This is a genomic window from Janthinobacterium kochi (assembly GCF_051380715.1).
Taxonomy (GTDB): Bacteria; Pseudomonadota; Gammaproteobacteria; order Burkholderiales; family Burkholderiaceae_D; genus Janthinobacterium.
The window spans coordinates 757064-780530 of sequence record NZ_JBNYXO010000001.1; the positions used below are offsets into that span (position 1 = coordinate 757064).

Here is a 23467-nt window from a genome sequence, read left to right on the forward strand (position 1 = left end):
GCCTAGGGAAAGTGTTTGTCCATACGGCGCGCCACCATGGTGGCGTCGCCGGGGATGCGCACGTAGATAAGGAGTTGAGTATGCCGTATGAATTTCATTTCGAGCTCGTCATGCAATCGCTGGACCGCCTGTTGTGGGGCGCGGCGCTGACGATACGCCTGAGCGCCCTGGCTATGGTGCTGGGACTGGCGGTGGGCGTGTGCGCCGCCGTCATCCTGAAGAATGGTCCCGCCTATGCCCGCGTGGCGGTGCGCGCGTATGTCGAAGTGATCCGCAGCACGCCGTTCCTGGTGCAGCTGTTCATCATTTACTTTGGCTTGCCGTCTCTGGGCCTCCAGCTTGACGCGAACGGCGCCGCGCTCGTCGCCATGACGGTCAACCTGGGCGCCTACGCGGCCGAAATCGTGCGCGCCGGCATCGGCGCCGTGCATCCGTCGCAGCTGGAGGCGGCGCAGGCGCTGGGCATGACGCGCTGGCAGGTGATGCGCCACGTGGTGCTGCTGCCGGCGCTGGAAAAGGTGTATCCGGCGCTGGCCAGCCAGTTCACGCTGATGATGCTCGCCTCGAGCGTGGTGTCGGCCATTTCCGCCGAAGAGCTGACCGCCGCCGCCCACCTGCTCGACTCGGAAACCTTCCGCAGCTTCGAGATCTACATCGTCGTGATGGTGCTGTACATCCTGCTGGCCCTGCTGTTCCGCTTCAGCTTCTGGGTACTGGGCCAGATCGTCTTCAAACGCCGCCGCCGTCTGGGCGCGGCGCGCATGGGAGCATGACATGATCAGTGACTTTTCCTGGGATAACCTGCAATTCCTGCTCGAGGCCACGCGCTGGACCATCGGCCTGTCGCTGATCGTCTTCATCACGGGCGGCATCGCCGGCTTCGCGGTGGCGCTGCTGCGCACGGCGCGCAGCCCGTTCCTGCGTTGCATCAGCGCCCTGTACATCCAGCTGATCCAGGGTACGCCCGTGCTGATCGTGCTGTTTCTCACCTATTACGGCCTGGCCCTGTTCGGCTACAAGCTGTCGCCGATCATCGCGGCCGGCGCGGCGATGACGATCTTTGCCAGCGCCTACCTGGGCGAGATCTGGCGCGGCTGCATCGAAGGCGTGCAGCGCCAGCAGTGGGAAGCATCGGCCGCGCTGGCGCTGAACCGCTACCAGCAGCTGCGCTACGTCATCCTGCCGCAGGCGCTGCGCCATTCGCTGCCGCCGACGGTGGGCTTCATGGTGCAGATCATCAAGAACACCTCGATCACCTCGATCATCGGCGTGGTGGAACTGACGCGGGCAGGGCAACTGGTCAGCAACGCGACCTTCCTGCCTTTCATCGTCTTCCCCGTCGTCGCCCTGATCTACTTTGCGATGTGCTACCCGCTGTCGCGCTACAGCCATTCACTGGAAAGGAAATTCCATGCCCATCGTTGAAATCGACAATATCAGCAAGAGCTTCGGCGCCAATCACGTGCTCAAGGGCGTCTCGTTCGCCGTCGAGCGGGGCCAGGTCATCGCCGTGATCGGCCGCAGCGGCTCCGGCAAGAGCACCATGCTGCGCTGTATCAACGGCCTGGAAACCATCGATAGCGGCAGCATCGTCGTGGCCGGCCATACGCTGACGGCGCGCCAGGAGCACCTGCTCGACTTGCGCAAGGATGTCGGCATGGTCTTCCAGAGCTACAACCTGTTTCCCCACCTGACGGTGGAAGAAAACGTCATGCTGGCACCGCGCATCGTCAAGAAGGTGCCCGATGCCCAGGGCCGCGCCACGGCCCTGCGCGTGCTCAAGCAGGTGGGCCTGGATCATAAGCGCGAAGCTTATCCCGAGCAGCTGTCGGGCGGCCAGCAGCAGCGCGTGGCCATCGCCCGTTCGCTGGCGATGGAGCCGCAAGTGATGCTGTTCGACGAAGTGACGTCGGCGCTCGATCCGGAACTGACGCAGGAAGTGCTGAAGGTGATGGAAGAGCTGGCGCAGGCGGGCATGACGATGCTGCTGGTGACGCACGAGATGGAGTTCGCGCGGCGCATGGCCGACGTCACCGTCTTCATGCACCAGGGATTGGTGTGGGAAAGCGGGCCGTCGGAAGCCTTCTTCAGCAACCCGCAAACGCCCGAAGCGCGCCAGTTCGTCGGCGCGGGAGCGATCAAATGAGCCCCGTCCTGGTGGCGGCGTCGGCGTACGGCGCAAGCAGGGTAAGGCAGCTGGGGCAAAGCCATTTCATCGATGTGGTGGCCGATGCGGGCGGCGCCGGCATCGAAATTCGCCGCGAACTGTTTACGTCCGACTTGCCGGACTTGGTGCGCATGGGCGCGGCGGTGGCCGCGCGCGGCCTGTACTCGGTGTATTCCACGCCCATCGAACTGTGGGGCGAGGACGGTGTGCTGCAGCTGGCGCTGCTGCAGCAGATGCTGGACGAGGCGGCGCGCCTGGGCGCGCGCTACCTGAAGGTGTCGCTGGGCCATTACCCGGCCGCGCCGGACTTGCCAGCCTTGAAGGCCCGGCTGGAGGTCGCGCCCGTGGCGCTGCTGGTGGAAAACGACCAGACGGCCCATGGCGGCAGGCTGGCGACGATGGCGCGCTTCCTGGCGGCGGCGCGCGAAGCCGGCCTGCCGGTGGGGCTGACGTTTGACATCGGCAACTGGCGCTGGGTGGGCGAGGACGCGCAGCAGGCGGCGCGCCTGCTGGCGCCGTACGTGCGCTATGTGCATTGCAAGGCAGTCCTGGAGGACGGGGGGAGGCTGTCCGCCTGCGCCGTCTCCGAGGCCGATCCCGCCTGGCGCGCCGTCTTCGCGCATTTTGCGCCGGGCGTGCAGCGGGCCATCGAATTCCCGCTCGACGGCGCCGACCTGGTGGCCGAAACGGGCCGCTACATCCAGATGCTGGAGGCCGCATGATGGAACATGAACTGAGCCAAAAGGAAATTCAAGGAGCGCATGCGCTCGACGTCGTCACCTATGGCGAGGCGATGGCGATGTTCGTTGCCGAGCAAACGGGAGACCTGGCGGCCGTGGCGCACTTTACGCGCCGCCTGGCCGGCGCCGAGACGAATGTCGCCATCGGCCTGGCGCGCCTGGGCTTGAAAGTCGGCTGGCTGAGCCGGGTGGGCGACGACTCGTTCGGCCGCTTCATCCGCGCCAGCGTGCAGGCCGAAGGCGTCGATTGCAGCCGGGTCGTTGCCGTCGCCGGCCAGTCCAGCGGCTTCCTGCTCAAGGAGAAGGCCGAGCACGGCGCCGATCCGCTGGTCGAATACTTCCGCAAGGGTTCCGCCGCCAGCCGGCTGGCGCCCGAGCACTTCGACCCTGCCTATTTCCTGTCCGCGCGCCACTTGCACGCCACGGGCGTGGCTGCGGCGCTGTCCGAGACCAGCCTGGCGTTCGCCGGCCAGGCGCTCGACTTCATGCGCGAGCATGGCCGGAGCGTGTCGTTCGATCCGAACCTGCGGCCCTCGCTGTGGCCCTCGCAAGCCGTCATGGTCGAAGAGATCAACCGTCTCGCCGCCAAGGCCGACTGGGTGCTGCCCGGCCTGGGGGAAGGGAAAATCCTCACCGGCCACGACCTGCCGCACGACGTCGCCGGTTTTTATTTGCAGCAGGGCGCGCGCCTGGTGGTCATCAAGCTGGGCGCCGACGGCGCCTACTATCGCACGGCCGACGGCGACAGCGGCATGGTGCCGGGCGAGCGCGTGGCCAATGTGGTCGACACGGTGGGCGCCGGCGACGGCTTCGCGGCCGGCCTGGTCAGCGCCTTGCTGGAAGGCTTGCCGCTGGCGCAGGCGGTAGGGCGCGGCAACCGGGTCGGCGCCTTCGCCATCCAGGTGGCCGGCGACATGGAAGGCTTGCCGACCCGCGCCCAGCTCGACGCGCTGGTCCCATCTTGAATCGAACAGGGGAAACACACGTGAAAAAACATGTGCTTGTATATAAAAAACTGGCCGAACCGCTGCTGGCGCGCCTGCGCGCCGAATGTGATGTGACGTATTTCGAGGCCATCGATGCGGGCAACCGCGCCGCGTTCGCCGCCGCCATCCGTGGCGCGCACGGCCTGCTGGGCGCCAGCGTGCGCCTGGACCGCGAACTGCTGGACCCGGCCGTTGACCTACGCATCATTTCCACCATTTCGGTGGGCGTCGACCAGTTCGACGTCGATTATTTGCGCGAACGGGGCATCTTGCTGGCCAATACGCCTGACGTGCTGACGGAAACGACAGCCGACACGATCTTCGCGCTGATCCTGTCCAGCGCGCGGCGCGTCGTCGAACTGGCCGAATTCGTCAAGGCTGGAGGCTGGACGCGCAGCGTGGGCGAAAGCCAGTACGGCGTCAACGTGCATGGAAAAACCATCGGCATGCTGGGCATGGGCCGCATCGGCCGCGCCGTCGCCCGCCGCGCCGCGTTGGGTTTCGGCATGCAGGTGCTGTACGTGAATGGCGAAGCCGTGCCCGAGGTGGAAGCGGCGCTGGGTGCGCGCCAGGTGTCGCTCGACGACTTGCTGGCCGGCTCCGATTTCGTCTGCGTGGTGCTGCCGCTGAGCGCGCAGACGGAACGCCTGATGGGCCGGCGCGAGTTCGCGCTGATGCGCCCCGGCGCCATCTTCATCAACGGTTCGCGCGGGCGCATCGTCGACGAGGCAGCGCTGATCGAGGCGCTGCAACAGGGCACCATCCACGGTGCCGGTCTCGACGTGTTCGAGCGCGAACCGCTGGCGCCGGACAATCCTCTGCCGCGCATGGCCAACGTGGTGGCGCTGCCGCACATCGGCTCGGCCACGCACGAAACGCGCTTTGCCATGGCGCAGCAGGCGGTGGACAACCTGCTGGCCGGCCTGCGTGGCGAGCGTCCGCGCCACCTGGTGAGCTAGGCGCAGTTTTCATCAAAAGACAGACAGGGCAAGACATGAAGAACAAGGTAGCAAGAGCAATCATCATCGGCGCCGGCGCCTGCGGCGGCCTGTGCTCGGCGCAGTCGAACGTGGCCATGTACGGCATCATGGACCTGGGCGTGGTGTCCGAGAGCGGCGGCCCCGGCGGTCGGGTGCTCAAGGTGACCAGCGGCATCGCCAACGGTTCGCGGCTCGGTTTCAAGGGCAGCGAAGACCTGGGCGGCGGCATGACGGCGCTGTTCACGATGGATGCGGGCATCCTGGCCGACACGGGCGCTTCGGCCCAGGGCGGCTTGCTGTTCGGGCGCCAGGCTTTCGTCGGCCTCGCCGGCGCGGCGGGTACGCTGCGCCTGGGCCGTCAGTACACCTTCATCGATAGCAGCCTGGGGGTGCTGGATCCGTTTTACCTGGGTTTTGCGGGCAGGATGAGCAATGTCTTCGCGGCCGGTTACATCAGCCGCGTCGACAACAGCATCACTTACAGCTCGCCCGTGCGCGGCGGCCTTTCCGGTGAACTGGCGTACGGCTTCGGCGAAGTGCTCGGCGACGCCTCGGCCAGGCGCTACACGGGCGCGGCGGCCACCTATGCCAGCGGACCGTTGTATGTGCGCCTGGCGCACCAGGCCGCCAACACCCTGTCAAGCGCGCTGGTGGCAGGGACGGCGAGGAACACGGTGCTTGGCGCCACCTGGGACTTCGGCGTGGTCAAGGCGCATGGCGCCGTCGCCGTCAGCAAGAGCACGGCGGGCGCCGCCACCACGGTCGACAGCGCGGACCTGATGCTGGGTGCCACCTTGCCGGTGGGTCCGCACCGTGTCTTGTTCTCGTACGTGCGGCGCGACGACCGGCGCGCCGCCAACGGCGACGCTTCCCAGGTCGGCATCGGCTACACCTATGCGCTGTCGAAGCGCAGCACCTTGTATGCGGCCTATGCGCATATCGACAACCGCAACGGCGCCGCCTATGTGGTGGGCAACGCCACCGATAACGGTACCGGCAACCAGGCATGGAACCTCGGCCTGCGCCACACTTTTTAACGGGAGAATCGAATGAAGAAGATCGGATGGATTTTGGTCGGCGCCAGCACCGTGGCGCGCGAATGGATGGTCGACGCTATCGGCCAACAGGGCGACGCTGAGGTGCTGGCCGTGGTCAGCCGCGATGCCGCGCGCGGCGCCGCCTTTGCGGCGCGGTTCGGCATCGCCGCCAGCTATACCGACCTCGATGCGGCGCTGGCCCATCCGGGCGCGGACGCCGTCTACATCAGCACCACCAACGAGTGGCACATGGCGCAGACCTTGCAGGCGGCGCGCGCCGGCAAGCACGTGCTGTGCGAGAAGCCGCTGGCGCTGAACCTGGACGACGCCCGCCGCATGGTCGACGGCTGCGCCGAAGCGGGCGTGGTGCTGGGGATTAACCACCATCTGCGCAACGCCGCCAGCCATGGCAAGGTGCGCGAGCTGATACGCGCCGGCGAGATCGGCCAGCCCCTGTATTGCCGTGTGCTGCACGCGAACAACCTGCCGCAGCACTTGCGCGGCTGGCGCCTGGACGCGCCGGAGTCGGGCGGCGTCACGCTCGACATGTTCGTGCACGATATCGACACCCTGCGCTTCCTGCTCGATTCAGAGCCGCGCCACGTCACCGCCTGCGCCACCAGCGGCGGCATGACGGTGGCCGGGCTGGACGAGGGGTTGATGGCCGTCATCGAGTTCGACAACGGCACCCTGGTACAGGTGCACGACGCGTTCAACGCGCCGCATTCGCTGTCCGGCGTGGAAATCATCGGTACCAAGGGCACCATCTTCGCCACCGGCGTCATGACGCAGCGCCCCGTCGGCACCATTTGCCTGACGCGCGACGGTGGCAGCGTCGACATCCCCGTCGAGCATGAAAACCTGTATGTGCGTTCGGTGCGCGCCTTCCAGCGGGCCATGCGCGGCGAAGGGCAGCCGGCCGCCACTGGCGACGACGGCATGCGCGCGCTGGCCACGGCATTGGCGGCGCAGCAGGCCAGCCGCAGCCACCAGCGCGTGACCCTGGCCGGCTGACGGCCGGCCGCACAAGTAAAAAAGCCGCCTGATCGCAAAATCAGGCGGCTTTTTTTGCCTTGAAGCATCGAACGCCTGAAAAATCGTAGCGAGCGGATGGGAGTTGCGGCTAAGAAGCGCAACTGTGCTATAGCACAGTGAGCATCGCAGGCCGCAAATCGCGACGCGCAGTAGATTTTTCAGGTGTTCATCACTCTTCGCGGCGCAGGTGAGGGAACAGCAGGACGTCGCGGATGTTTGGCGAATCCGTGATGATCATCATCAGGCGGTCGATGCCGATGCCGCAGCCGCCGGCCGGCGGCATGCCGTATTCCAGCGCGCGGATGTAGTCGGCGTCGTAGAACATCGCCTCTTCATCGCCGGCATCCTTGGCAGCGACTTGCGCCAGGAAGCGGGCCGACTGGTCTTCCGCGTCATTCAACTCGGAGAAGCCGTTGGCGATTTCGCGGCCCACCATGAACAATTCAAAACGTTCGGTGATGCCGGCCACCGTGTCGGAAGCGCGCGCCAGTGGCGACACTTCGACCGGGTAGTCGATGATGTAGGTCGGTTCCCACAGCTGCGCTTCAGCCGTCTCTTCGAACAGCGCCAGTTGCAGCGCGCCCAGGCCGGCCGTGGCGAACGGCTTGACGCCGAATTTTTTCAGCTCTTCCTTGATGAATTCGGCATCGTTCAACTGCTCGGCGGTGTAGCCCGGAGCGTACTTGTTGATCGCTTCGACGATGGTCAGGCGGTGGAACGGTTTGGCCAGATCCAGTTCGCGGCCGCCGTAGGTCAGGGTGGCGGTGCCGTGCGCGTCGATGGCGGCCTGGCGGATGACGGCTTCGGTAAAATCCATCAGCCATTTGTAGTCGGTGTAGGCCGCGTAGAATTCCATCATCGTGAATTCAGGGTTGTGACGGATCGACACGCCTTCGTTGCGGAAGTTGCGGTTGATCTCGAACACGCGGTCGAAGCCGCCCACGACCAGGCGCTTCAGGTACAGCTCGGGCGCGATACGCAGGAACATTTGCATGTCCAGCGCATTGTGGTGCGTGATGAACGGCTTTGCCGCCGCGCCGCCCGGAATCGTGTGCAGCATCGGCGTTTCCACTTCCATGAATTCGTTCTTTTCCATGAAGCGGCGGATCGACGAAATGGCGGCGGTACGCGCCTTGAAGGTGCGGCGCGTCTCTTCGTTCATGATCAGGTCGACGTAGCGCTGGCGATACTTGGTTTCCTGATCGGCCAGGCCGTGGAATTTGTCCGGCAGCGGGCGCAGCGACTTGGTGATCAACCGCAGTTGCGTGACCTTGATGGTCAGTTCGTCCGTCTTGGTCTTGAACAGCGTGCCCGTTACGCCCAGGATATCGCCCAGGTCATAGTGGTGCAGGGCGGCCATGGCCGCTTCGCCGGTGAGATCAAGCGTGGCGTAGATCTGGATGCGGCCGTCGGCTTTCGGGCCGGAAGCGTCTTGCAGGGTGGCGAAAGCGGCTTTCTTGCCGGCTTCGCGTTTAAGCATCATGCGGCCGGCCAGCACCACGGTGACAGGTTCGGCTTCCAGCTCTTCGCGCGTCTTGCTGCCGTATTGCGCGTGCAGATCGGCCGCCTTGTGCTCGGGGCGGAAATCGTTCGGGAAGGCGATGCCTTGTTCGCGCAGTGCTGCCAGCTTGACGCGGCGCTCGGCGATGATCTTGTTTTCATCGGGGGCGGCGGCTTGTTCTTGGATATCCGTAGTCATGGTGTTCTTCGTTGGTGATTATTGATGATGTGGCGCCAGCGCTGGCGCCACGCTGGCAAACAGTGCGTCGACGTCGAGTGCGGAGAAATCCGGCACGATGGCAATGACGTTATCGAAGGCGGCAAATGCTTCGGCCGGCAAGGTGGTGGTGAGCACCACGACGCGCATGCCGGCACGGCGCGCCGCTTCCACGCCCAGGGGCGCGTCTTCAAAGACGATGCAGTTGTGCGGCAGCGCGCCGGCCAGCAGCGCGCCTTTCAGGAAAACGTCCGGGTGCGGCTTGCCCTGCTCCACGTCGGCCGCGCCGACGATGGCGTCGAAGCGGTGGCGCAGGTCCAGGCCGTCGAGCGTGAACGCGATGTTCTCGTCCGGCGCAGCCGTACCCACCACCAGTCCCACGCCAGCCTGGCGCGCGCAGGCGATCAGCCGGTCGAAACCGGCCACCGTAGCCAGGTGCGGGCCATACAGTTCGCGGTAGACGACTTCCTTTTCAGCCAGCAGGGTAACGTGGTCGGCATCCTCGCCCAGGTACTTGGCGATGATTTCGCGGCCTTGCCGTCCTGCCGTGTCGCGGAAAAAAGCGTCCGCCTCCAGCACATGGCCCTGGCGTTCAAAGAACGCCAGCCACGAGGTCGTGTGGAAGGCCATGTTGTCGACGATCGTGCCATCCATGTCGAACAGGAAGGCTTGCTTCGCCAGTGCCGGAGCGGAAGTGCTCATTACACGCCTTGTTTGAGCGAGGCGGAAATGAATTCGTCGATGTCGCCATCGAGCACGCCCTTGGTATTGCCCGTCTCGAAACCGGTGCGCAAGTCCTTGATGCGGGACTGGTCCAGCACGTAGGAGCGGATCTGGTGGCCCCAGCCCACGTCCGTTTTCGAGTCTTCCAGCTTTTGCTGCTCGCTCATGCGCTTGCGCAGTTCATGCTCGTACAGTTTGGCTTTCAGCATTTCCATCGCTTCGGCGCGGTTGCGGTGCTGCGAACGGTCGTTCTGGCACTGCACCACGATGCCGGTCGGCGCATGGGTCATGCGGACGGCGGAGTCGGTCTTGTTGATGTGCTGACCACCGGCGCCCGACGCGCGGTAGGTATCGACGCGGATATCGGCCGGGTTGACGTCGATCTCGATCGAATCGTCGACTTCCGGATATACGAACAGCGACGTAAACGAGGTGTGGCGGCCGTTGGCCGAGTCGAATGGCGACTTGCGCACCAGGCGGTGCACGCCCGTTTCCGTGCGCAGGAAGCCATAGGCGTGATCGCCTTCGACCTTCAGGGTGGCCGTCTTGATGCCGGCGACCTCGCCGTCTGACTGCTCGAGGATTTCGACCTTGAAGCCCTTGCGTTCGCAATAGCGCAGGTACTGGCGCAGCAGCATCGAGGCCCAGTCCTGGGCTTCCGTACCGCCGGCGCCAGCCTGAATGTCGATGAAGCAGTTGTTCGGGTCCATCGGATTGTTGAACATCCGGCGGAATTCCATGCTTTCGATGACCTTGCGGATTTCCTGGACGTCCTGCTCGATCGCTTCGAGCGTCTCGTCGTCGCCTTCTTCGCGGGCCATGTCGAACAGGTCGCGGGTGTCGCGCAGGTCGGCATCGGCACGGGTCAGCGTGAAGACGATCGCTTCCAGCGCCTTTTTCTCTTTACCGAGGTCCTGGGCGCGCTTGGGATCGTTCCAGACGGTCGGATCTTCCAGTTCTTCGTTGACTTGCTCTAGTTTCTCCGACTTGACAGTGAAGTCAAAGATACCTCCGAAGTTCGGCTTCGCGGACGGTCAGGTCGTTGAGCAGGGCGGAGATGATATTGATGCGTTCGGCTTCCATAATGTTCTGGTCTTCTATGGTGAAATCAAACCTTGAATTATACGCCAGCGCGGCGCGTTTCCGCTGCCGCCGCAGCGCAATTGCTGCCGCACAGGGCAATAAAATGACGATTTTGCTGTATTTGCGACAATATTTTTGCCTTGAAGATGGCTGCCGTGCTGCGTATGATGCTGGCGATATTGTCTTTCCACAGGAATACATCATGCTTCAGCTCCCCCGTCTTGCCCTGTTACCTTTGCTGCTGGCCGGCTGCGGCGCCTTGCCGCCCGCCGCCCACGCGCCCGCCCGGGCGCTGGCCGCTGCGCCAGCGGGCAGCAGCGCCACCCTGGCCCTGCTGGAGACGACGGACTTGCACGCGAATGTGCTCAGTTATGATTACTACAAGCTGCAGGCGGAACCGTCGATCGGCCTGGAACGCACGGCGGCCCTGATCGCCCAGGCACGCGCGCAGTACCCGAACAACCTTTTGCTCGACAACGGCGACACCATCCAGGGCACGGCGCTGGCCGACTACCAGGCCCTCGTGAAACCGCTGGCCTGCGACCAGACGCTGGCCATCTACAAGGCCATGAATCTGCTGAAGGTCGATGGCGGCGGCATCGGCAACCATGAATTCAACTACGGCCTGGCGTTTTTGAGCCAGGTGACGGGCAATCGCTTCGACGTCGACAGCGTCGACGCCAGCAAACCGCGCTGCGCCGGCCCCGCATTTCCGCAAGTGCTGGCCAACGTCTACAGCGTCAAGACGGGCAAGCCCCTGTTTGCGCCATATCACATCATCGCCAAGCAAATCACGGCGACCGGCCCCGATGGCAAGCCCATGACCAGTACCGTGAAAGTGGGCATCATCAGTTTCGCGCCGCCCACCATCATGGCTTGGGACAAGCGCTGGCTCGAAGGCCGCGTCTACACGCAGGGCGTGCGCGAGACGGCGGAAAAATTCATCCCCGAGATGCGCGCCAGGGGCGCCGAGCTGGTGGTGGCGATCTCGCACGGCGGCCTCGATGACAGCCCGTACTCGCCGACCATGGAAAACGGCAATTACTACCTGTCGCAAGTGCCGGGCGTGGACGCCATGCTGATCGGCCACTCGCACCAGTTGTTTCCGAACGCGGCCAGCACGGTGCCGCAATTTAATCTGCCCGGCGTCGACAAGGCCCGTGGCTTGGTCAATGGCGTGCCCACCGTGATGGCCAATTTGTGGGGCAAGCACCTGGGCGTGATCGGCCTCTCCCTGCGCCATGACGGCAAGCAGTGGGTCATCGACAAGAGCGCCACCACGGTGGAAGCGCGCGGCATCCAGAATGCGGACAAGAGCTATGTAACGCCCGATGCGGCCATCGCCACACTCGTGGCCGAGGAGCACGCGGCCACCATCGCCTACGTGCAGACACCGGTCGGCGCCACCGATTTCCGCATGTCGACGTATTTCGCCGACGTGGGCGATGTCAGCGCCATCGAGGTGGTGAACCAGGCGCAATCGGGCTATCTGGCCGCGTATGTGAAGGCGAACTTGCCGCAATATGCGCACTTGCCCGTGCTGTCGATGTCGTCGCCGTTCAAGAGCGGCTCGGCCGGCGTGTCCGACTACACGGACGTCAAGGCGGGCAATGTGGCGCTGAACAACGCGGCCGATTTGTACCTGTATCCGAACGCGCTGTACGGCGTGAAGATGAATGGCGCGGAACTGAAAGCCTGGCTGGAACAGTCGGCGCAGCGCTTCAACACCATCGATCCGCACAAGGCCGAGCCACAGGAACTGGTCAACACGGCCCATCCGAGCTACAACTTCGATACGCTCACCAGCGCCGACGTGCGCTACCAGATCGACGTCACGCAGCCGCCGGGCCAGCGCATCAAGGCGCTCACCTATAAAGGTCAACCTGTGAATGCGGCGCAGGAATTTTTGATCGCGACGAATAACTACCGCGCCAGCGGCGGTGGCAATTTCCCTGGCCTCGACGGCAGCAAGACGGTGGTGGCGTCGCCCGACAACAACCGCGAACTGTTGATCGCCTACGTCACGCAGCAGAAGCACCTGACGCGCGCGAAAAACGGTTCGGCGCGCAGCTGGCGCTTCGCCAAGGTCGCCACGCAAGGCCCGGTGGTGTTTCACTCGGCGCCGAACGTGATCGACCTGGCCAGGGCGGCCGGCATCACCAATGTGACGCAGCTGAAGGCCGATGATGGCGCAGGCAAGGGCTTTGCGCTGTATCAGCTCGACCTGTCCAAATGAAGCTGGCGGCATGGTTGCTGGCCGCAGTGTTTGCGACACCCGTGGCGGCTTCTCCTGCATCGGATGTCACGGCCCAGGCCAAGGCCTTGATGCGTGCCGGGACGGCGTCCCAGCCGCAGGCGCGCGCGCTGTTCGAACAGGCGGCGGGGCAGGGCAGCGGTCCTGCCGCGTATTACCTGGGCTTGATGTTCAAGAATGGCATGGGCGGGCCGCAGGATAGCGCCGGTGCGCTGCGCTGGCTGGAGCTGGCCGCGCAACGCGGCGTGGCGCCGGCCATGTTCATCGTGGCGAACCTGCTGCAGGACAGCGACGAAGCCAGGGCGCGCTACTGGCTCGACGCGGCCTGCGACCTGGAGTATCCGGAAGCGCTGCAGCAGAAATCCGTGGCCCTGGCGGAGGGCCGCATGGGTTATGCGCACAACGAGGAGCAGTCGTTCCTGTACCTGAAGATGGCCACGCACGCGATGGGACACCGGTCCGACGCGCCGTGATTGTCCGCCAGGTCAGCTCCGCAGGCTGTCTGCAGCCTCGGCAATGGCCAGCGGGTTGCGCGACAGCAGGGCGGCAGCCAGGTCCAGCAGGCCTGCCGCTGCCTTGACGGCCGCGTGCGTATGCTGGATGTCGGCCACGGTTTTCCTGCCTTGTTCGATGGCCGTGTTCACATTGGCCAATGCCTGTTGTGCCCCCTGGTTGATCAGGTAGATGCCATGGGCGCGGAAAAAAGACACCATCTGGTCCAGGTGGCTTTCATATTGTTTGAGATCATGCAGCACGGCTGGCGGCGTTGGCGGCGTGCGGTCGGTCAGCGCGATGCGTAGTTCCAGTACCTGGTTCGAGGCCTGTGCCAGCTTGTCGGCGATTTCCGTGGTGTGTTTTTCATCGAGTGCGATAGCGTTGCCCATGTCTTGCTCCTACCAGTGGGATGGTGAATAATCGGCGGCCCGCTTTTGCAGGGTATCGACCTGCTTGGCGAAGGTGTCCAGCTGACGCTCCAATGCCGGGTCTTTCATGGACTTGGCGCGTAAGGCGCTGAGACTGTTTTGCAGTTCCGTCATGGCGGCAATATAGGCGTCGATGACTTTGCCACGTTCCTGCAGTTGCCGCCCATCCAGATAGAGTTTGGCTTTCAGATAGTTGCTTGCAACGGGTTCCCTGCTGGCGGCGTTGTCGAGCGAGCGATTCAGGGAAGCCAGCGTCAGGCTCTCGTCGTGCAGATTGGCCTGGTAGTTTTGCTGCGCATACTTTTTCAGCGCATTGCTGATGATATAAATATCTTCCTCGCGCGCCAGCAGTTCCTTGATTCCCGACTGCTGTCTTTGCTGCGTCACGATCTGGCTGATCAGCGCGCTCAGGCGTGTGACTTTATCCAGTTGGTCGGCGTCGAGCACCGGCGTCGTGCTACTGGACTGCAAGGCGCCCAGCGAACCGCCAAGGGCGCCGATCTCTTCCCTGTAGTTCGCCAGTTTGTCGCTGGCCAGCGCGGCAAGGACTTCCGCGTAGCGTTTCAATACTTCGTTCAGTTCGGCCGTGCCCGCCAATTGCGTCGCATAGTCCTTGCAGCGCCGGACCAGATCCTGTTCCGTTTCCTGCGCAACGTAGGGGCGGTCGGTGATGATGCTGTTGCGCCGTACATTATTGGTGCAACTGCCCATGGAATGCGTCAGCATGGGTTTGAATACTTCCGTTATCGCCACCGTCTGTCCCGCGAACTTGTCGACCGGCGTGAAGTTCTTGCAGGCGCTACTCATGCCGCCGATCAGCAGGCAGGCGCAGATGGTAGTCATGGTCTGGCGCATGGGGGACTCCATGGTGTGGGTGGGATTGCCGCCACGGCCGGTTGACCCTGGTTCAATGACCATATCAGCATGGCGTCGCCATACTTTTGACATAGATCAGATACATGCACCGTGTGACGATGTGCAGCACCTGTGTCAATTTGCGTCATATTTTCCTTACAAAAGACTGACAGCGGAACAGCAATTGCGTCTTTTCCGCATGTTGCGACGCGTCATATGTAGTTGTTGCTGGTGCATGTTTACTCACCTACAATGATTTATCGATGGGGCGGTTATCCAGCGTACGACTATAAAAATAAGTGGCATTAAAAACGTTGTATCAGAGGAGATGACAATGAATTTGAAACAGAAATTGCTCGTGGCAAGTTTGGTTTTGGGTTTCTCGCAGGCGGCAGTCGCAGCCGACCCCATCAAGATCGGCGTGTCCGGACCGTTTACGGGCGGTTCCGCGCCGATGGGCGTGTCGATGCGCGACGGCGTCAAGCTGGCCGTGGCTGAAATCAATGCCAAGGGTGGCGTACTGGGCCGTTCCCTGCTGCTGATCGAGCGCGATGACGAAGCGAAGAACGAACGCGGCGTGCAGATCGCCCAGGAGCTGATCAACAAGGAAAAAGTCGCCGCCACCGTCGGCTACATCAACACGGGCGTGGCCCTGGCTTCGCAGCGCTTCTACCAGGAAGCGAAAATTCCCGTCATGAACAATGTGGCGACGGGCTCCATCGTCACCAAGCAATTCGCCGACCAGCCGGAAAACTATATCTTCCGCAATGCGGCCAATGACACCATCCAGTCCGGCATGATCGTGCACGAGGCGATCGAGAACCGCAAGTTCAAGAAAGTGGCGATCCTGGCCGATTCCACCAACTATGGCCAGCTGGGCCGCGAAGACCTGGAAAAGGCGCTCGACAAGAAGGGCATCAAGGCCGTCGTTGTGGAAAAATACAACATCAAGGACGTCGACATGACGGCCCAGCTGCTGAAAGCCAAGCAGGCGGGTGCGGAAGTCGTGCTGACCTACGGCATCGGCCCGGAATTGGCGCAGATCGCCAACGGCATGGAAAAACTGGGCTGGAAAGTGCCGCTGATCGGCAGCTGGACCCTGGCCATGGGTAACTTCATCGACAACGCTGGCAAGAACGGCAATGGCACGCGCATGCCGCAAACCTTCATCCAGGATGCCAGCACACCGAAGCGCAAGGCCTTCATCGACGCCTACGTGGCCGCCTACAAGCCATCGGGCGGACGCATGCCTTCGGCCGTCTCGGCTGCGCAAGGCTACGATTCCATCTACCTGCTGGCAGCCGCCTTCAAGCAGGCCGGCGGCACGGATGGCCCGAAAGTGCGCGCCGCGCTGGAAAACCTGAATGAAAAGGTGGAAGGCGCCGTCACCACCTACAACAAACCGTTCAGCAAGACCAACCATGAAGCGATCACGGCCGAGCTGACAGTCTTCGGTGAAGTCAAGGACGGCAAAGTCGTCCTCGCGAAATAAGCCTGGCAGACATTCGCCGCGCAGTGGCCAGCCTTGAGGAATCAGGACTGGCCATTTTTTCATCTTTCGTCTTCCGGGGAACACCATGGAAATCTTCCTGCAGCTTGTCTTCAGCGGCGTAGCCCTGGGCATGATCTATGCCGTCATCGCCTTCGGCTACCAGCTGACCTTTGCCACTTCCGGCACCCTCAATTTCGGCCAGGGCGAATCGCTGATGCTGGGCGCGCTGGTGGGCCTCTCGCTGGTGGGCACCATCCACGGCGGCCCGTACATGAGCTATCTCCTGATGATCCCCATCGTCATCGTCTTCGGCGCCTTGCAGGGCGTGTTCGTCGAATGGATAGGCGTGCGGCCCGCCATCAAGATCAAGTCCGAATTCGGCTGGATCATGTCGACCATCGCGCTGGCCATCATTTTCAAGAACGTGGCGGAAAATATCTGGGGCAAGGATGACCTGATGTTCCCGTCGCCGCTGTCGGCCGCGCCGTTCCAGGTGTTTGGCGCCAATGTGCAGCAGATGCAGGTGGCCGTCATCGTCGGCGCGCTGGCCATCATGCTGGCCGTCGAAGTGTTCAACCGCAAATCGATCTACGGCAAGGCCGTGGTGGCGACGGCCAACGACCGCGACGCGGCCGGCCTGATGGGCATCAATACGGGCATGGTCATCACGTTTTCCTACGCGCTGTCGTCGGCCACGGCCGCCTTTGCGGGCGTGCTGGTGGCGCCGCTGACCTTGACGGGGGCCACCATGGGCGCGTCGCTGGGCTTGAAAGCGTTTGCCGTGGCCATCATCGGCGGCCTGACCTCGGGCGTGGGCGCCATCGTCGGCGGTCTGATCCTGGGCATCGCGGAAACGACCACCGGCTACTACATCTCCACCGGCTACAAGGAAGTGCCTGGCCTGCTGCTCCTGCTGCTGGTGCTGGCCGTCAAGCCGTCCGGCCTGTTCGGCAAAGCCGCGATCAAGAAAGTCTGAGGATCACATGAACAAGAAAATCACCATGCTGGCGCTGAGCGCGGCGGGTCTGGCCGCGCTCGCGCTGTTCCCCATCCTTATCCCGAACCCTTACTATATCCACCTGGCCGAGACCATCCTGATCTACGCCATCCTGCTGTTCGGCCTCGACATCGTCGTCGGCTACACGGGGCAGGTGTCGCTGGGTCATGCTGGCCTGTTCGGCATCGGCTCGTACGTCACAGGCGTGCTGGTGTTCAAGCTGGGCCTGTCGTTCTGGCTGGCCATCCCCGCCAGCATCCTGGGCGCGGCCGTGTTTGGCGCTATCCTGGCCTTGCCGGCCCTGCGCGTGACGGGGCCCTATCTGGCGATGGTGACCCTGGCCTTCGGCACCATCATACAAATCCTGATCAATGAAATGAGCTTCCTGACGGAAGGCCCGATGGGCATCAAGATCCACAAGCCTGTCCTGTTCGGCCACAAGCTCTCCGAGGTGGAGTACTACTACATGGTCGCCGCGCTGATGGTGATCTCGCTGGTGGTGGTGCATCGCATTTTGAAGTCGAACCTGGGACGGGCATTTGAAGCCTTGCGCGACAGTCCGATCGCCTCGGACTGCATGGGCGTGTCCGTGTACCGCTACAAGGTCTATGCGTTTGTCATCAGCGCCGGTTTCGCAGGCCTGGCCGGCAGCCTGTATGCGTATTCGGAAGAATACATCTCGCCCAACACCTACAACTTCGAGCTGACGATCTTGTTCCTGCTGGCCGTCATCATGGGCGGGCGCAAGACGCGTTCGGGCGCCTTGATCGGCGCGCTGATCGTCGTCATGCTGCCCAGTTTGCTGGCCGACATCGAATTGTTCCGCAAGATCGCCGTCAGCGCCGCCGTGCTGGGCGTGATCGGCTCCGCCTTCATGCTGGCGAAAAAGCGCTCCACCGTGCGCGGCGTGCTCGTGCCCCTGGTCGCCACCATCGGCCTGGCCGCGTTTTCCTACAAACTGGAAAACATGGTTGACTGGCGTTTGACCATCTTCGGCCTGATGACTTTATTTGTCGTCTACTACCTGCAGGACGGCATCGTCGGCTTTTTGATGAGCTTTGTGGGCAAGGGCCGGCGCCATGTGCAGGCCGTCGCTTCCCACGGCGTGGCGCCGTTCGCGCAGATCGACCCTGCGCAGGGCGGATCGCACGGAGCGCCTTTGCTGCGCGTGGACCAGGCGCTGATGCAGTTCGGCGGCCTGAAAGCGCTGAACCAGGTGGACCTGACCGTCACGCAAGGCTCGGTGCATGGCTTGATCGGGCCGAACGGCTCGGGCAAGAGCACGATGATGAATGTGCTGACGGGGATTTACAAGCCGACGGCAGGCAAGGTGGAGTTTGCCGGTGCCGTGATCTCCGGGCGCACGCCGTCCGAGATTGCGCTGGGCGGCGTGGCGCGCACGTTCCAGAACGTGCAGCTGTTCGGCGAGATGACGGCCACGGAAAACGTGCTGGTGGGCCTGCACAACACCTTCAAGTCGAACGTGCTGGACGTGATGCTGCACACGCCCCGCTACAAGCGCGAAGAGGCGGCGGCGCGCGAGCGGGCCGCCAGCATCCTCGAATTCGTCGGCCTGGCCGACCTGGCCAACGAAGAGGCGCGCAATTTGCCGTATGGTAAGCAGCGGCTGCTGGAAATCGGCCGCGCGCTGGGCCTCAATCCGCGCCTGCTGCTGCTCGATGAACCGGCGGCGGGCCTGACGGCGCCCGACATCAAGGAACTGATGGCCATCATCCGCAAGATTCGCGAGCATGGCATCACCATCATCCTGATCGAGCACCACATGGATGTGGTGATGTCCCTGTCGGACGTGGTGACGGTGCTGGACTTCGGCCAGAAGATCGCCGAAGGCGTGCCCGCGCTTGTCCAGAGCGATCCGAAAGTGATCGAAGCCTATCTGGGCGGCAGCGCCGAAACCCTGGCCCCTGCGGCGCACTGAGAGGAAGACCATGCTGACCATTCAAAATCTGCACGCCGCCTACGGCAAAGTCGAGGTCCTGCACGGCATTTCGCTCGACGTCCCGAAGGGCAAGCTGGTGACCCTGATCGGATCGAACGGCGCCGGCAAGACCACCACCATGCGCGCCATTTCCGGCATGCTGAAACCCAAATCGGGCACCGTCACGCTGGGTGGCAAGGATGTCACGGGCCTCGACTCGCACCGCATCGCGCGCGCCGGCCTGGCCCATTCGCCGGAAGGCCGGCGCGTGTTCGCCTCGATGTCGGTGACGGACAATCTGCTGCTGGGCGCCTTCCCCCGCTTTACGCGCTCGCGCCCGAAAGGTGACATCAAGGGCGACCTGGACAAGGCCCTGGAGTTGTTCCCCCGTCTGAAGGAGCGGCGCGACCAGTTGGCGGGCACCTTGTCGGGCGGCGAGCAGCAGATGCTGGCCATGGCGCGCGCCGTGATGCTGAACCCGGAAGTGATCTTGCTGGACGAGCCGTCGATGGGCCTGGCGCCCATCCTGGTGGAAGAAGTCTTCCGCATCATCACGCGATTAAAGGCCGAAGGCGTGACCATGCTGCTGGTGGAGCAATTCGCCGCCGCCGCCCTGAACGTGGCAGATTACGGCTATGTGCTGGAAAACGGCAGCATCTCCGTGCACGGCCCGGCCGAGAGTCTCAAAACCGACCCGAAGGTGATCGCCGCGTATCTGGGGGGAGGGCACTGACAAGGCGCTTGCCGAATATTGTCAAATCCTCTACACTGCGCGCTTCCTTTCCCGCAGTGTAGAAAAGGCATCATGCGCAGCGCCAGTTCGACTTTACCGTTCTTTTCTCTGTCTTTTCTGTTCTTGCCAGCCGTTGCCTGCGCCGAAGATGCGCCGCTGCAGAAAGTCACTATTTCAGCCGCCAGCGGCGTGCAGCAGCGGCGCGATGATACGGCCGCGAAGATCATCGTCAGCCGTGACGACCTGGTTCAATATGGCGACAGCAGCCTGGCGGCGGCCCTGAAGCGCCAGCCCGGCGTCTCCGTCGTCGGCGGCGAGGTGCGCATGCGCGGCCTGGGCGCCGGCTACACGCAAATACTGATCAATGGCGAACCGGCGCCACCCGGGTTTTCCATCGAATCGATCGCGCCCGAGATGATCGAGCGCATCGAGATTTTGCGCAGCGCGACGGCCGAATACAGCATGCAGGCCGTCGCCGGCAGCATCAACGTCGTCTTGCGCAAGGGCGCCAGCGGCGCCGAGCGCGAATGGAAGCTGGGCGCGGGCCGGGGCGATGGCCGCTGGCAGCCTGCCGCGTCCCTGCGCGTGGCGGGCAAGCTGCCGGGTTTCGCCTACGCGCTGACGGGCGCGCTGGAGCGCACGGCCGATGACGTGGCGGGAAGGATGACTGAGACAATATCCGATCCCACCGGCACGCCGCTGGCGCTGCGGGAGACGCGCACGCGCAATGCTTCTTCTGTCAACAAGGCCAGCCTGACGCCGCGCCTGCACTGGACCCTGGACAATGGTGACACGCTCACCTGGCAAAGCCTGCTGGACTGGTATCGCACGGGGTTTGACGGTGTGGCCCGCGAAACGGTGTTGACGGGCGCGGCTAGCAGCTACCCGCGCAATGGCGCCACCTCGCAAGCCAGCGTGTTTTCGGCGCGCAGCGATGTGAGCTGGGCGCACGCGCTGGGGGCGGCGGGCAAGCTGACGGCCAAGCTGGGCGTCAACCACAACCGGCGCGATACGGATTACGCGTTTCATGGCGCGGCGGCCGATGGCGCGCCCCTGCTGCTGCGCGGCGTGGTCTCCGACGCCATCGACGACAGCGTCAACAGCAGCGGCAAATACCTGGGAAGGCTGGGCGGCGGGCATGCCCTGAGCCTGGGCTGGGATGGTAGCCTGATACGCCGCAGCGAATCGCGCCGCCAGCGTGACACGTATCTTGCCGGTGGCGCACCGTATGCGCTCGATGAAGACTACACGGCCGATGTGCGGCGCCTGGCCCTGTATGCGCAGGATGAATGGGACGTGACGCCACGCCTGCAAATGTATGCGGGCGTGCGCTGGGAAGGCTTGCAGACGGCGACCGAGGGCCGCACTTTGAGCGAAGTGCGCACGCGGGCCAGCGTCTGGAGTCCCGTGGCGCAGCTGTTGTGGAAGCCGCCGCGGCAGGAGCGCGATCAGCTGCGGCTGGCGCTGGCACGCACCTACAAGGCGCCCACCACGCGCAACCTGGTGCCGCGCCGCTACACGATCAATAACGGCAACAGCGCCAATAACCCCGATTTTCAGGGCAATCCCGAGCTGCGTCCGGAACTGGCGTGGGGGCTGGACGCGGCCTGGGAGAGCTATTTTGGCAAGAGCGGCGTGACCAGCGTGTCGGCATACACGCGGCGTATCAGCGACGTCACCGTGCAGCGCCTGTTCCAGCACGATGGCATCTGGACCGCCAGCCCGTTCAACAACGGCACGGCCACGGTGCGGGGCATCGAGCTGGATGTGAAGTTCCCGGTGCGGACCTGGTGGGTGCAGGCGCCCGACATCGATGTGCGCGCCAATGCGGGGCGCAACTGGTCCAGCGTCGCCGCCGTGCCGGGTCCCGGCAACCGCCTGGCCAGCCAGGTGCCGGCCACGCTCAACCTGGGACTCGATTTCCGGCTCTCGCCGAGGATGAGCATGGGCGGCAATCTGAACGTGCAGACGGGCGGCCTGGCGCGGCTCGATGCGCACGCCAGCAGCCATGCGGGCGTGCGGCGCACCCTCGACGCATATGCGCTGTGGCAGCCGGACGCGAAAACGCGCGTGCGCCTGTCGGCGGCCAACTTGCTGCGCCAGCTACAGGTGCAAGGGCAATCGTATGTTGATGATGCGGGCCGCAGCGACAGCGTGACGCGCCTGGACGGCAGCGCTTCGCTGCGCCTGATGCTCGAACGCAGCCTTTAGTGTTGCGTCGGCTTTTCCTGCTGCACCAAAATAAACGGGCTGACGACGACAGCCCATAGCGCCGCATCGGCCGCTTGCCAGTCCAGCGCCTGCTGGTCCGATACCTTGGCCACTTTGCTATCGGCCATCCATTGCGTGATGGTGGCCTTGTCGTCGTGCGAGATGCGCACGGCCACTTCGACCAGATCGAGTTCATTGGCGACCCAGACGACATTGCCCTGGGCGAAGTGCTTTTCCAGTTCGCTCCAGGCCAGGCGGGCCGTTTCGCTGTTGACTTTGAGGCGCAGTTCGGTGTCTTTTTCAGGATTGGTTTGCATGCGAAATATCAAGTTGCGGTGAGTCGGGTGCCGATGCGCGCTTGCGTGGCCTTACAGGGCTTCCACCTGCGGCGTCGACGTACCCCGCCATGTTAACCGATAGGCGGCGCCTTTGCGAACATTGCCGACCAGTGCAGGGCGGAAGCAGGCCAGGTTGGTGCCGCTGGCGTGCCGGACGCTGGGGAAGATGACGCCCATGGAACCGGCTTCGAGCAGGATGGCGGCCAGGTCTTGCGAGGCGATGTAGCTGACCGGGTCGAGGCAGGCCGCATAGCGCTCCTGGCCGCGCAGGTCGTGGAAGCTGGCGGAAAAATCGGCCAGCAGCGACTGGTAGCTGACGCTGTCGTCGAAATAGTCGATTTCCTGGTATTCCACGGTCTTGTGGAAAATGATCTCGGCCAGCGCCGTTTCCATGTCGAAGGCGCAATACCAGGCGCCCCGCTCGCCATCGTTGAAACGCGCCCCTTCCGGGCGGGCGTAGGTGTAGGCGGCGTTGATGATGCGGAAGTGCGGCACGCCAAAAACCAGCTCGTCCACGCCAATTCCTGGCGCGCCGCCATACTCGGCCACCAGGCGCGCGTTGGTCGCGTTATCGAGCTCGAACAGCTCGCGCAGGTGTGCGTCGTCCTCGGCCAGCGGCGCCAGCACGGAGTCTTCCATGTCGGCGAAGCGCGAGGGAATCAGGCGGCAAGTGTCGATCTGGCGCAGGGCGGCCAGCGGCGGCAGGTATGCATCGGCGATGGCAGGCACGCTTACAGCCCTCCGCGGCGCGCATCGAGCAGCTTGCGTACCGTCTGCATGGCCAGCAAGCCGCCGGCCAGCATCTGCGACAGGGGCGTGCGTCCGCCGAAGATGGGGTTTTTGTTGGGCAAACTCACCCATTTGTCGGCCAGCTTGTCACCGTACAGGATGTGCAAGGCCTTGTAGATGCCCAGCAAATAGGAAATGCGCGTGATGCGGTCCACTTCCAGCACGCGGTCCGGGTGCTTCTTCCACTCGTAGTAGGCGCTGCTGGACAGGCCGCCTAGCAATTCGCGCGCATCGTCGTCGCGCAACTTCCAGGCGGCGACCAGCTTGAAAAATCCCTTCAGTGCCGCCTGCGACAATCGCTCGCGCTCGGCTTTGGCGTTCAGGTCGACAAGCACGGCCGGCTCGAAGCGGCTCTTGGGGTAGGCATAGGCGAGATTCATGGCACTCCTTCGATAAAACTCTGTTTGCGGATTATTTATACTCCTTTTTCGGATTCATTGCAACGGCCGCGCGCATGAAAAACGGGGC

24 protein-coding genes are annotated in these 23467 nt (G+C 63.7%); 15 read left to right on the top strand and 9 right to left on the bottom strand.

Features of this window, described 5'->3' with window-relative positions; all coding sequences use genetic code 11:
• Positions 1–80: 80 nt before the first annotated feature.
• Genes ACQ4WL_RS03540 through ACQ4WL_RS03575 form a run of 8 tightly spaced genes read left to right on the top strand, consistent with a single transcriptional unit; the run spans position 81 to position 6924 of the window.
• Entirely contained in the window at positions 81–773 is a 693-nt protein-coding gene (locus ACQ4WL_RS03540) for an amino acid ABC transporter permease (protein WP_436508115.1), read from the top strand.
• A 1-nt stretch (position 774) separates the two neighbouring features.
• A complete protein-coding gene (locus ACQ4WL_RS03545) occupies positions 775–1425 on the top strand; it encodes an amino acid ABC transporter permease (RefSeq protein WP_436508116.1) in 651 nt (216 codons plus the stop codon).
• Positions 1412–2146, top strand: a complete 735-nt coding sequence (locus tag ACQ4WL_RS03550) for an amino acid ABC transporter ATP-binding protein (protein ID WP_034755389.1) — start codon at positions 1412–1414, stop codon at positions 2144–2146. Before ACQ4WL_RS03545 ends, ACQ4WL_RS03550 begins: the two co-directional genes overlap by 14 nt.
• Complete coding sequence (locus ACQ4WL_RS03555) at positions 2143–2889, top strand: sugar phosphate isomerase/epimerase family protein (RefSeq protein ID WP_436508118.1); 747 nt, start codon at positions 2143–2145, stop codon at positions 2887–2889. Before ACQ4WL_RS03550 ends, ACQ4WL_RS03555 begins: the two co-directional genes overlap by 4 nt.
• Entirely contained in the window at positions 2886–3872 is a 987-nt protein-coding gene (locus ACQ4WL_RS03560; RefSeq protein WP_436508119.1) for a sugar kinase, read from the top strand. The genes ACQ4WL_RS03555 and ACQ4WL_RS03560 overlap by 4 nt, the downstream gene beginning before the upstream one ends.
• Positions 3873–3892: 20 nt before the next feature.
• Entirely contained in the window at positions 3893–4852 is a 960-nt protein-coding gene (locus ACQ4WL_RS03565) for a 2-hydroxyacid dehydrogenase (protein ID WP_436508120.1), read from the top strand.
• A 35-nt stretch (positions 4853–4887) separates the two neighbouring features.
• Entirely contained in the window at positions 4888–5910 is a 1023-nt protein-coding gene (locus ACQ4WL_RS03570) for a porin (protein ID WP_436508121.1), read from the top strand.
• Between the two features lie 12 nt (positions 5911–5922).
• Positions 5923–6924, top strand: a complete 1002-nt coding sequence (locus ACQ4WL_RS03575; protein WP_436508122.1) for a Gfo/Idh/MocA family protein — start codon at positions 5923–5925, stop codon at positions 6922–6924.
• A gap of 190 nt (positions 6925–7114) precedes the next feature.
• Here the strand turns inward: ACQ4WL_RS03575 and lysS are convergent, their stop codons facing one another.
• The 4 genes from lysS to ACQ4WL_RS03595 all read right to left on the bottom strand — a co-directional run bounded on the left by lysS (position 7115) and on the right by ACQ4WL_RS03595 (position 10672).
• Positions 7115–8644, bottom strand: coding sequence for a lysine--tRNA ligase (gene lysS / locus ACQ4WL_RS03580; RefSeq protein ID WP_436508123.1), 1530 nt, complete (start codon positions 8642–8644; stop codon positions 7115–7117).
• 18 nt (positions 8645–8662) lie between these two features.
• Positions 8663–9364 (bottom strand): HAD family hydrolase, encoded by a 702-nt coding sequence (locus tag ACQ4WL_RS03585; protein WP_436508124.1) that lies wholly within the window; start codon positions 9362–9364, stop codon positions 8663–8665.
• Positions 9364–10468, bottom strand: a protein-coding gene (prfB, locus tag ACQ4WL_RS03590) for a peptide chain release factor 2 (protein ID WP_289949229.1) whose coding sequence is annotated in 2 segments (ribosomal slippage) — positions 9364–10386 and positions 10388–10468 — 1104 coding nt in all. Because the reading frame shifts where the segments join, the coding sequence is not laid out codon by codon here. The genes ACQ4WL_RS03585 and prfB overlap by 1 nt, the downstream gene beginning before the upstream one ends.
• Positions 10385–10672 carry a hypothetical protein gene (locus ACQ4WL_RS03595; protein WP_436508361.1) on the bottom strand — a complete coding sequence of 96 codons (288 nt, stop codon included), beginning with the start codon at positions 10670–10672 and terminating at the stop codon, positions 10385–10387. The genes prfB and ACQ4WL_RS03595 overlap by 84 nt, the downstream gene beginning before the upstream one ends.
• Here ACQ4WL_RS03595 and ACQ4WL_RS03600 point away from each other — a divergent pair.
• Complete coding sequence (locus tag ACQ4WL_RS03600; RefSeq protein WP_436508125.1) at positions 10671–12704, top strand: bifunctional 2',3'-cyclic-nucleotide 2'-phosphodiesterase/3'-nucleotidase; 2034 nt, start codon at positions 10671–10673, stop codon at positions 12702–12704. The genes ACQ4WL_RS03595 and ACQ4WL_RS03600 overlap by 2 nt on opposite strands.
• The gene (locus ACQ4WL_RS03605; RefSeq protein ID WP_436508127.1) at positions 12701–13195 is read left to right on the top strand and encodes a tetratricopeptide repeat protein; all 495 of its coding nucleotides are present in this window, start codon (positions 12701–12703) and stop codon (positions 13193–13195) included. Before ACQ4WL_RS03600 ends, ACQ4WL_RS03605 begins: the two co-directional genes overlap by 4 nt.
• Before the next feature lie 12 nt (positions 13196–13207).
• Here ACQ4WL_RS03605 and ACQ4WL_RS03610 read toward each other — a convergent pair whose 3' ends face one another.
• Entirely contained in the window at positions 13208–13606 is a 399-nt protein-coding gene (locus ACQ4WL_RS03610) for a hypothetical protein (protein ID WP_436508128.1), read from the bottom strand.
• Positions 13607–13615: 9 nt separating this feature from the next.
• A complete protein-coding gene (locus ACQ4WL_RS03615) occupies positions 13616–14500 on the bottom strand; it encodes a GumC domain-containing protein (protein WP_436508130.1) in 885 nt (294 codons plus the stop codon).
• A gap of 334 nt (positions 14501–14834) precedes the next feature.
• Here ACQ4WL_RS03615 and ACQ4WL_RS03620 point away from each other — a divergent pair, with 334 nt between their 5' ends.
• The 5 genes from ACQ4WL_RS03620 to ACQ4WL_RS03640 all read left to right on the top strand — a co-directional run bounded on the left by ACQ4WL_RS03620 (position 14835) and on the right by ACQ4WL_RS03640 (position 21872).
• A complete protein-coding gene (locus ACQ4WL_RS03620) occupies positions 14835–15992 on the top strand; it encodes an ABC transporter substrate-binding protein (RefSeq protein WP_436508131.1) in 1158 nt (385 codons plus the stop codon).
• 85 nt (positions 15993–16077) lie between these two features.
• Positions 16078–16968, top strand: a complete 891-nt coding sequence (locus tag ACQ4WL_RS03625; protein ID WP_099377468.1) for a branched-chain amino acid ABC transporter permease — start codon at positions 16078–16080, stop codon at positions 16966–16968.
• A 7-nt stretch (positions 16969–16975) separates the two neighbouring features.
• On the top strand, positions 16976–18928 hold the full coding sequence (locus ACQ4WL_RS03630; RefSeq protein ID WP_436508132.1) for a branched-chain amino acid ABC transporter ATP-binding protein/permease: 1953 nt from the start codon (positions 16976–16978) through the stop codon (positions 18926–18928).
• A 10-nt stretch (positions 18929–18938) separates the two neighbouring features.
• Complete coding sequence (locus ACQ4WL_RS03635; protein WP_436508134.1) at positions 18939–19661, top strand: ABC transporter ATP-binding protein; 723 nt, start codon at positions 18939–18941, stop codon at positions 19659–19661.
• 72 nt (positions 19662–19733) lie between these two features.
• Positions 19734–21872: a TonB-dependent receptor plug domain-containing protein gene (locus ACQ4WL_RS03640; protein ID WP_436508136.1), complete on the top strand. Its 2139-nt coding sequence runs from the start codon at positions 19734–19736 to the stop codon at positions 21870–21872.
• On the opposite strand, the gene ACQ4WL_RS03645 is transcribed toward ACQ4WL_RS03640, so the two are convergent.
• The 3 genes from ACQ4WL_RS03645 to ACQ4WL_RS03655 are packed head-to-tail and all read right to left on the bottom strand — an operon-like array spanning position 21869 to position 23379.
• On the bottom strand, positions 21869–22189 hold the full coding sequence (locus ACQ4WL_RS03645) for a DUF2288 domain-containing protein (protein WP_436508137.1): 321 nt from the start codon (positions 22187–22189) through the stop codon (positions 21869–21871). The genes ACQ4WL_RS03640 and ACQ4WL_RS03645 overlap by 4 nt on opposite strands.
• A gap of 51 nt (positions 22190–22240) precedes the next feature.
• Positions 22241–22939 carry an RES family NAD+ phosphorylase gene (locus ACQ4WL_RS03650; RefSeq protein WP_436508138.1) on the bottom strand — a complete coding sequence of 233 codons (699 nt, stop codon included), beginning with the start codon at positions 22937–22939 and terminating at the stop codon, positions 22241–22243.
• A gap of 2 nt (positions 22940–22941) precedes the next feature.
• Positions 22942–23379, bottom strand: a complete 438-nt coding sequence (locus ACQ4WL_RS03655) for an MbcA/ParS/Xre antitoxin family protein (protein WP_436508139.1) — start codon at positions 23377–23379, stop codon at positions 22942–22944.
• Positions 23380–23467: the final 88 nt, after the last annotated feature.

Bases quoted from the DNA above. Each gene is read 5' to 3' on its own strand.
- ACQ4WL_RS03540 (WP_436508115.1), top strand. From the start codon at position 81: ATGCCGTATGAATTTCATTTCGAGCTCGTCATGCAATCGCTGGACCGC.
- ACQ4WL_RS03545 (WP_436508116.1), top strand. From the start codon at position 775: ATGATCAGTGACTTTTCCTGGGATAACCTGCAATTCCTGCTCGAGGCC.
- ACQ4WL_RS03550 (WP_034755389.1), top strand. From the start codon at position 1,412: ATGCCCATCGTTGAAATCGACAATATCAGCAAGAGCTTCGGCGCCAAT.
- ACQ4WL_RS03555 (WP_436508118.1), top strand. From the start codon at position 2,143: ATGAGCCCCGTCCTGGTGGCGGCGTCGGCGTACGGCGCAAGCAGGGTA.
- ACQ4WL_RS03560 (WP_436508119.1), top strand. From the start codon at position 2,886: ATGATGGAACATGAACTGAGCCAAAAGGAAATTCAAGGAGCGCATGCG.
- ACQ4WL_RS03570 (WP_436508121.1), top strand. From the start codon at position 4,888: ATGAAGAACAAGGTAGCAAGAGCAATCATCATCGGCGCCGGCGCCTGC.
- ACQ4WL_RS03575 (WP_436508122.1), top strand. From the start codon at position 5,923: ATGAAGAAGATCGGATGGATTTTGGTCGGCGCCAGCACCGTGGCGCGC.
- lysS (WP_436508123.1), bottom strand. From the start codon at position 8,644: ATGACTACGGATATCCAAGAACAAGCCGCCGCCCCCGATGAAAACAAG.
- ACQ4WL_RS03585 (WP_436508124.1), bottom strand. From the start codon at position 9,364: ATGAGCACTTCCGCTCCGGCACTGGCGAAGCAAGCCTTCCTGTTCGAC.
- ACQ4WL_RS03600 (WP_436508125.1), top strand. From the start codon at position 10,671: ATGCTTCAGCTCCCCCGTCTTGCCCTGTTACCTTTGCTGCTGGCCGGC.
- ACQ4WL_RS03595 (WP_436508361.1), bottom strand. From the start codon at position 10,672: ATGATGTATTCCTGTGGAAAGACAATATCGCCAGCATCATACGCAGCA.
- ACQ4WL_RS03605 (WP_436508127.1), top strand. From the start codon at position 12,701: ATGAAGCTGGCGGCATGGTTGCTGGCCGCAGTGTTTGCGACACCCGTG.
- ACQ4WL_RS03610 (WP_436508128.1), bottom strand. From the start codon at position 13,606: ATGGGCAACGCTATCGCACTCGATGAAAAACACACCACGGAAATCGCC.
- ACQ4WL_RS03615 (WP_436508130.1), bottom strand. From the start codon at position 14,500: ATGCGCCAGACCATGACTACCATCTGCGCCTGCCTGCTGATCGGCGGC.
- ACQ4WL_RS03620 (WP_436508131.1), top strand. From the start codon at position 14,835: ATGAATTTGAAACAGAAATTGCTCGTGGCAAGTTTGGTTTTGGGTTTC.
- ACQ4WL_RS03625 (WP_099377468.1), top strand. From the start codon at position 16,078: ATGGAAATCTTCCTGCAGCTTGTCTTCAGCGGCGTAGCCCTGGGCATG.
- ACQ4WL_RS03630 (WP_436508132.1), top strand. From the start codon at position 16,976: ATGAACAAGAAAATCACCATGCTGGCGCTGAGCGCGGCGGGTCTGGCC.
- ACQ4WL_RS03635 (WP_436508134.1), top strand. From the start codon at position 18,939: ATGCTGACCATTCAAAATCTGCACGCCGCCTACGGCAAAGTCGAGGTC.
- ACQ4WL_RS03640 (WP_436508136.1), top strand. From the start codon at position 19,734: ATGCGCAGCGCCAGTTCGACTTTACCGTTCTTTTCTCTGTCTTTTCTG.
- ACQ4WL_RS03645 (WP_436508137.1), bottom strand. From the start codon at position 22,189: ATGCAAACCAATCCTGAAAAAGACACCGAACTGCGCCTCAAAGTCAAC.
- ACQ4WL_RS03655 (WP_436508139.1), bottom strand. From the start codon at position 23,379: ATGAATCTCGCCTATGCCTACCCCAAGAGCCGCTTCGAGCCGGCCGTG.